Genomic DNA, 6,046 nt, shown 5'->3' with positions numbered 1-6,046 from the left:
GGGGGCGCTGATGCGGCGGTTCGGGGCGCGGCGGTTCGGCGGGGCGGGCATCGTCCTGACGGGCGTCTCCGCGGCGCTCACAGCGGTTCCGAGCGATGCGGCGGTCCTCGCGGGAAGCCTCACGAACGGCGTCGGGCTGCCCTGCGTACTGATCGCGGGCCTGACGGCGGTGCAGCGCGCGACGCCGGACGCGCTGCTCGGCCGGGTGTCGGCGACCGCGAGCACCCTGATGTTCGCGCCGACCGCGGTCGGCATCGCGGCGGGCGCGGCGCTCGTGGAGAGCACCGATTTCCGGCTCCTGCTGCCGGTCCTCACGGGGGCGCGACTGCTGATCGCCGCGCCCCTGCTGAGGCCCCGCGCGCGGGCTACTTCACGTCGGCCCAGCGCTTGACGGTCGCGATCGCCTTCTTCTGCTCGGCCGCGGGCAGCCCGGCGATCGACGCGCCGTGGTTGGCGCCGGGCACCACGTACCGGTACGAGTCGTGGCGGCTGGGCGTGAACTTCTCGGCGCTCCACGGATCGTTCTCGCCGTAGACGAACATCATGCGCTGGCCGTGCTTCCGCACCCAGCGGTCGACGTCGGCGATCGTGCTGTTGTCGTACGTGCCGCGCATGGCGGCGGGCAGCACCGAGTTCGGCTGGTAGATGTCGGGGTGGTGGCGGACGCCGTCGAGGTGCTTGAACTTCAGGTCCGCCCAGCCGAGCTGGGTGGCCGCCTGGCGGTAGTAGGGACCCGTGCCGTTGGTGCCGAGCTCCTGGTCGCGGTAGACGCTGAAGCCGTGCTCCTTCGACCACTTCCAGAGCTCGTCGTCGCCGGTCCGCTTCGCGTCGGGGACGGTGGCGCAGTCGGCCTCCGCGCCGCTCTGCCAGAAGTTCCACACCTGGTCGAGGGCCGCGAACTCGTAGGCACGGTCCGTGCTGCCGAGGGTCTCGTCGAAGGTGTGGCCCTCGGCCGCCGCCTCCTTCTCGAACCGGGGCAGCAGGGTGTCGCGTCGTACGAGCATCTCGCGCTGCACGGCGTTCAGCGCGGCCCGGCACTCCTTGGTGCCCACGGCCTTGAAGAAGCGCTCGTAGCCGCTGTCGTCGCGGTTGTTCGCGTCGTTGGGCGCGACGAACGCGACGACAGCGTCGAGGTCCTCGGGGTAGAACCGCTCGTGGTACGTCGCCGTCATACCGCCCTTGCTGGCGCCGGTGCCCAGCCACTTGCCCTTCTCGATGGTGCGCAGGGCGCGGGTGAGGCGGTGCTCGTCGGCCGCCTCCTGCTCGACGGTCATCTTCGACCAGTCGTCGCCCGCGGCGCCCTTGGGCCGCGACTCGGCGAAGTAGCGGTGCTCGACGCTGACCTGGTTGGCGTCGAGCAGCTTGGTGAGGGCGGTGGTGCCCCCGGCGAGGGTGTAGCCGCCGGTGTAGAGGACGGTCGGCTTGCCCGTGGACTTGTGCCAGAGGGTGGCGCGCTGCGTGAACGTGGCGCCGTGCGGCCTGCGGTGGTCGACGGGCTGCTCGTACGCCAGCGTGTAGAGGGGGTGGCCCTCCTTCTCCGCGACGGAGACCACGGTCATGCCCGGTATTCGCGCCAGGCGGTCGCGGACGTCGGACGCGGCGGTGTCCTGCCCGGCGGTCGCCCGGGCGGCGGCGGGTGCCGCGCCGCCGAGCACCGCCGCGCCCGCGATCACTCCGGCGCAGACCAGCGCGGATATCCCCTTGTTGCGCTTGTTGCGCACCTTTTCCCCCTCTGTCCCCGGATACGGGATCTGCCCCCCTGATACGGGAGTGACGGTTGTGGTGCGCGGATGGTATCGGTGATCACTCCGTGTGCGACAGGGCCTTCGCGACGAGGGAGAGGTCGGCGTCCGAGGCCAGTCCGGCGTGGTAGAGGCGGAGTTCGGTGGCGCCGAGCTCCGCGGCCCGCGCCGCGTCGGCGGCGAGGGTGGCGGGGCTGCCGCCCATGCCGCTCACCACGGTGAGGTTGGCGGCCAGGACCGCCCGCTCCCCGCCCCGCGCGGCGAACGGCTCCAGCAGGCGCGCGCCGCCCGTGCAGGGCACCACCACACCGTCGGCCACGGAGAGGACGTGCGCGGGGTCGACCCCCGCGTTCGCGCCGCAGTGATACGTCACCGGGTCGGCGTGGAGCAGCACCTGGAATCCGGTGGGGGCCGCCGCGCGGACGGCGCCGACGACGGCCTCCTGGAGGGTGCGTGCGGTTTCCTCGCGCCACGCGCGCGTGGCCACCGCCCGGTCCGTGCCGATGAGCTTCTCGACGGCGGGCCAGCCCTCGCCCTCCTCCCCGCCTCGCCAGACGGGCTCCAGGGCGCGGCGGACGACGTCCGCAAGCTCGTCGGGGTCGAGCCCCTGCCCCTCGTACCCCTCCCGGCAGGAGGCGCAGAAGCAGAGCGACATCAGGTACTGCCCGGCCTCGCCGAGGGGGACGCCCGCGATCTTGTCGTGGGCGTGCAGGTGCGCGAGGCCGTACCAGCCGCAGGACTCCAGTTCGGTGCCGCGTGTGCCGGTCCCGGGGCGTACGGCAGCTTCCGCCGCCAAGTCGGCCAGGTACGCGCGCGTGGCGGGCTGCGCGATGCAGGGCGCCCAGGGGTAGCGGTCTCCGTAGGCGTTGACCACCGAGGTGGCCGGGTGGTCGTCGCCCAGGCGGGAGTTGTGGGCGAGGACGACCCAGCTGTGCACGTCGAGCCCGGCGTCGCGCAGGGCCTGCGCCGCCTCTCCGTAGGCATCGCCCGGCGCCCAGCCCCCGGCCGCGTACGGCCGCAGCTCGCGCCCCTGCCAGTGGTCGCCCGGCGGGTAGAGCACGGCCGCGTGCGCGGCGGTGACGACGCGGTGGCGCGGGTGGCGCGGGGTCAGCGCGCGCGTGGAGTGGTAGGCGGCGGCGAGGGTGACCTGCCGGATGCCGAGGCGGGCCAGGCGCTCGGGGGCCTCGGGGTCACCGACGACGTCCCACGGATAGAGGAACGCGGCGGCCTTCATGCGGCGCCCTTCGCGTCCCCGAGCAGCGCACGGCCCTGTTCGACGAGTTCGGCCAGCCGCTTGACGTGCTCGTCGGCGGGCTCGTGCAGCGGCGGCCGCACGGGGCCGACGTCCAGGCCCCCGAGCCGCACGCCCGCCTTGACGAGGGAGACCGCGTAACCGCGGCCGAGGGCGCGCAGCTCCACGAAGGGCCGGTAGAAGCCGTCGACGAGGCGGTTCACGACGGCGTCCCCCTCCGGCGTACCGGCGTTGAACGCGCGGTGGAAGGCGAGCGCGATGTCCGGCGCGAAGCAGAAGACGGCCGAGGAGTAGAGGGTCACGCCGATGCCGCGGTAGGCGAGGCCGGTCAGTTCGGCGGTCGGCAGGCCGTTGAAGTACAGGAAGTCGCCCGGCACTTCGCTGCGCACGGCGCTGACCGTGCGCTGCATCAGGTCCATGTCGCCGAGGCCGTCCTTGAAGCCGATGACGCCGTCCGCGCGGGCGAGTTCGACGACCGACTCCGGGGTGAGGACCGCGTTGTCGCGCTGGTAGACGATGACGTCCAGGGAGGTGGCCGCGGCCAGTTCCCCGTAGTGCCGGATGAGCCCCTCCTGCTCGGCGACGACGAGGTAGGGGGGCATGGCGAGCAGTCCGTCGGCGCCCGCCTCCTCGGCGAGGCGCGCGTACCGCACGGCGAGCGCGGTGCCGTATCCGGCGCCCGCGACCACCGGCACCCGCCCCGCCGTCTCGTCGACCGCGGCGGCGACGCACTCCTGGAACTCCTCGGGGGCCAGGGCGTGGAACTCGCCCGTGCCGCAGCAGGCGAACACGGCCGCCGCACCGGCCTCGATGCCGCCGCGCACATGGGCGCGGAAGGTGTCCAGGTCGAGAGCGCCGTCGGGCCCGTACGCGGTGACCGGGAAGAACAGCGGCCCGCTGGGGACGCGGAGTCGGGAAGCGAGGGGGGCTGACGTCACGGGCTCTCCCTAGGCGTGCATGCGATGCGTGTGTGCGGGGCGTGCATGTTTCTGATTCATGTCCATATCCCTGAACGCGACCACGCTAAGGCGCCCCATCGGGCCCGGTCAAGCGGATGAACTCCCCACCCACGAGCGGATTCACCGCCTCCGCGAGACACAGGGCACTTGACGGGGCGCGGCCGAGATCCTTAGCTTGTCCATGGATGTGAACTCTGTACGTGAATGAGTACGCCACGCCCTCAGGAGACCCGCATGCCTGCTCCCCGCACCGTCCTGCTCACCGGCGCAGCCGGCGGCCTCGGCACCCTGATGCGCGGGCTCCTGCCCTCGTACGGATACGACCTGCGCCCGCTCGACGTGCGCCCCCTGGCGGACGAGCCGGAGGCCGTCACGGCGGACCTCGCCGACCGGGACGCCCTGCGCAAGGCTGTGCGCGGCACGGACGCGGTCCTGCACCTCGCGGGCATCTCCCTGGAGTCCACCTTCGACAAGATCCTCAAGGCCAACATCGAGGGCACGTACAACCTCTACGAGGCGGCCCGCGAGGAGGGCGTCCGGCGGATCGTCTTCGCCTCCTCCAACCACGCGGTGGGCTTCACGCCGCGCCCGCGGGGCGACGACCCGCTGATCCCGGTCGACACCCCGCGCCGCCCCGACACCTTCTACGGCCTGTCGAAGTCCTTCGGCGAGGACCTGGCCCAGTTCTACTGGGACAAGCACGGCATCGAGACCGTGTCGGTCCGCATCGGATCGTGCTTCCCGGAGCCGTCGAGCGTGCGGATGCTGTCGGTCTGGATGAGCCCCGAGGACGGGGCCCGGCTCTTCCACGCGGCCCTCACCGCCGAGGACGTGCGGCACACGGTCGTGTACGGCTCGTCGGCCAACACCCGCCTGTGGTGGGACCTGTCCTCCGCGCGTGCGCTCGGTTACGAGCCCCGGGACGACTCCGAGCGGTACGCGCGGAAGCTGGTCGCCGAGCAGGGCGAGCTGGACCCGGCCGACCCCGACCACGCACACCTGGGGGGCCACTTCTGCACGAACCCGCCGGTCTGGCCGTACTGAGGGATCCGCCGGTCTGGCCGTACCGAGGAATTCGCGCCCGCTCGCCCCCATTCGGGCACCGAACGGGCGCCTCCACCCCCGCAAACGGGCACGCCCGAGGCCGGTCCCACTGGCCGTCGCCCCGCCAAGCGGGCAGATGCGGGCATCATCGTGCCCGCTCGGAGCCTGGCAACCCCCCTTGTCCGCGCTGTAGAACTTCCCCACAGGGCCCGAACGGGCACCGCGAGACCGCAGACCCAGGGGAAGAAGGTGGCGCCGATGACCGCGGAGGAACGTCAGCGGCGGATCGTCAACGCGGCCCGGCACGCAGGATCCGTCGACGTGACGGCCCTCGCCGGTGAGCTCGGCGTCGCCAAGGAGACCGTCCGCCGCGACCTCAGGGCCCTGGAGGACCACGGCCTGGTCCGCCGCACCCACGGCGGCGCCTACCCCGTGGAGAGCGCGGGTTTCGAGACCACCCTCGCCTTCCGCACGACCATGCACGTCCCGGAGAAGCGGCGCATCGCCTCCGCCGCCGCCGAGCTCCTCGGCGACGCCGAGACCGTCTTCATCGACGAGGGCTTCACCCCTCAGCTGGTCGCCGAGTCGCTGCCCGGCGCCGCCGCGGGCCGCCCGCTCACCGTGGTCACCGCCTCACTGGCCACCGCCGGGGCCCTCGCCGAGGCCGAGAACATCACCGTCCTGCTGCTCGGCGGCCGGGTGCGGCCCGGCACGCTCGCCACCGTCGACCACTGGACGACCCGCATGCTGGCCGGGTTCGTCATCGACCTGGCGTACATCGGCGCCAACGGCATCTCCCGCGAACACGGCCTGACGACCCCCGACCCCGCGGTCAGCGAGGTGAAGGCGCAGGCCATCAGGGCGTCACGGCGCACGGTGTTCCTGGGGGTGCACACCAAGTTCGGGGCGACGAGCTTCTGCCGGTTCGCGGGGATCGGCGACCTCGACACGATCGTCACGAGCAGCCGGCTGCCCGCCTCCGAAGCGCACCGCTACTCGCTCCTGGGCCCGCAGGTCCTGCGCGTCTGACGCCACCCGCACCCCTCCCC

The 6,046-nt window shown here is 72.9% G+C and carries 6 protein-coding genes; 3 read left to right on the top strand and 3 right to left on the bottom strand.

Features of this window, described 5'->3' with window-relative positions:
* Window positions 1-391 (top strand): MFS transporter (locus AOK03_RS30445; protein ID WP_157869119.1); only part of this gene is annotated, 391 nt, incomplete at its 5' end.
* Here the strand turns inward: AOK03_RS30445 and AOK03_RS30440 are convergent.
* The 3 genes from AOK03_RS30440 to AOK03_RS30430 form a co-directional block, all read right to left on the bottom strand.
* A complete protein-coding gene (locus AOK03_RS30440; protein WP_055568585.1) occupies window positions 366-1,721 on the bottom strand; it encodes a S28 family serine protease in 1,356 nt (451 codons plus the stop codon). The genes AOK03_RS30445 and AOK03_RS30440 overlap by 26 nt on opposite strands.
* An 82-nt stretch (window positions 1,722-1,803) precedes the next feature.
* A complete protein-coding gene (locus tag AOK03_RS30435; RefSeq protein ID WP_055568584.1) occupies window positions 1,804-2,976 on the bottom strand; it encodes a hypothetical protein in 1,173 nt (390 codons plus the stop codon).
* Entirely contained in the window at window positions 2,973-3,932 is a 960-nt protein-coding gene (locus AOK03_RS30430) for a 5-dehydro-4-deoxyglucarate dehydratase (protein WP_055568583.1), read from the bottom strand. The genes AOK03_RS30435 and AOK03_RS30430 overlap by 4 nt, the downstream gene beginning before the upstream one ends.
* Before the next feature lie 255 nt (window positions 3,933-4,187).
* On the opposite strand from AOK03_RS30430, the gene AOK03_RS30425 reads away from it, so the two are divergent.
* Both AOK03_RS30425 and AOK03_RS30420 read left to right on the top strand, forming a co-directional pair.
* Window positions 4,188-4,997 (top strand): NAD-dependent epimerase/dehydratase family protein, encoded by an 810-nt coding sequence (locus AOK03_RS30425; RefSeq protein ID WP_055568582.1) that lies wholly within the window; start codon window positions 4,188-4,190, stop codon window positions 4,995-4,997.
* A 258-nt stretch (window positions 4,998-5,255) separates the two neighbouring features.
* Entirely contained in the window at window positions 5,256-6,026 is a 771-nt protein-coding gene (locus AOK03_RS30420) for a DeoR/GlpR family DNA-binding transcription regulator (RefSeq protein ID WP_055568581.1), read from the top strand.
* Window positions 6,027-6,046 lie beyond the last annotated feature (20 nt).

Origin of the sequence: Streptomyces atriruber (assembly GCF_001418325.1) — a bacterium.
GTDB lineage: Bacteria > Actinomycetota > Actinomycetes > Streptomycetales > Streptomycetaceae > Streptomyces > Streptomyces atriruber.
Note: the sequence above shows the minus strand (reverse complement) of the source record. Positions and strands in the feature narration are given on the sequence as shown.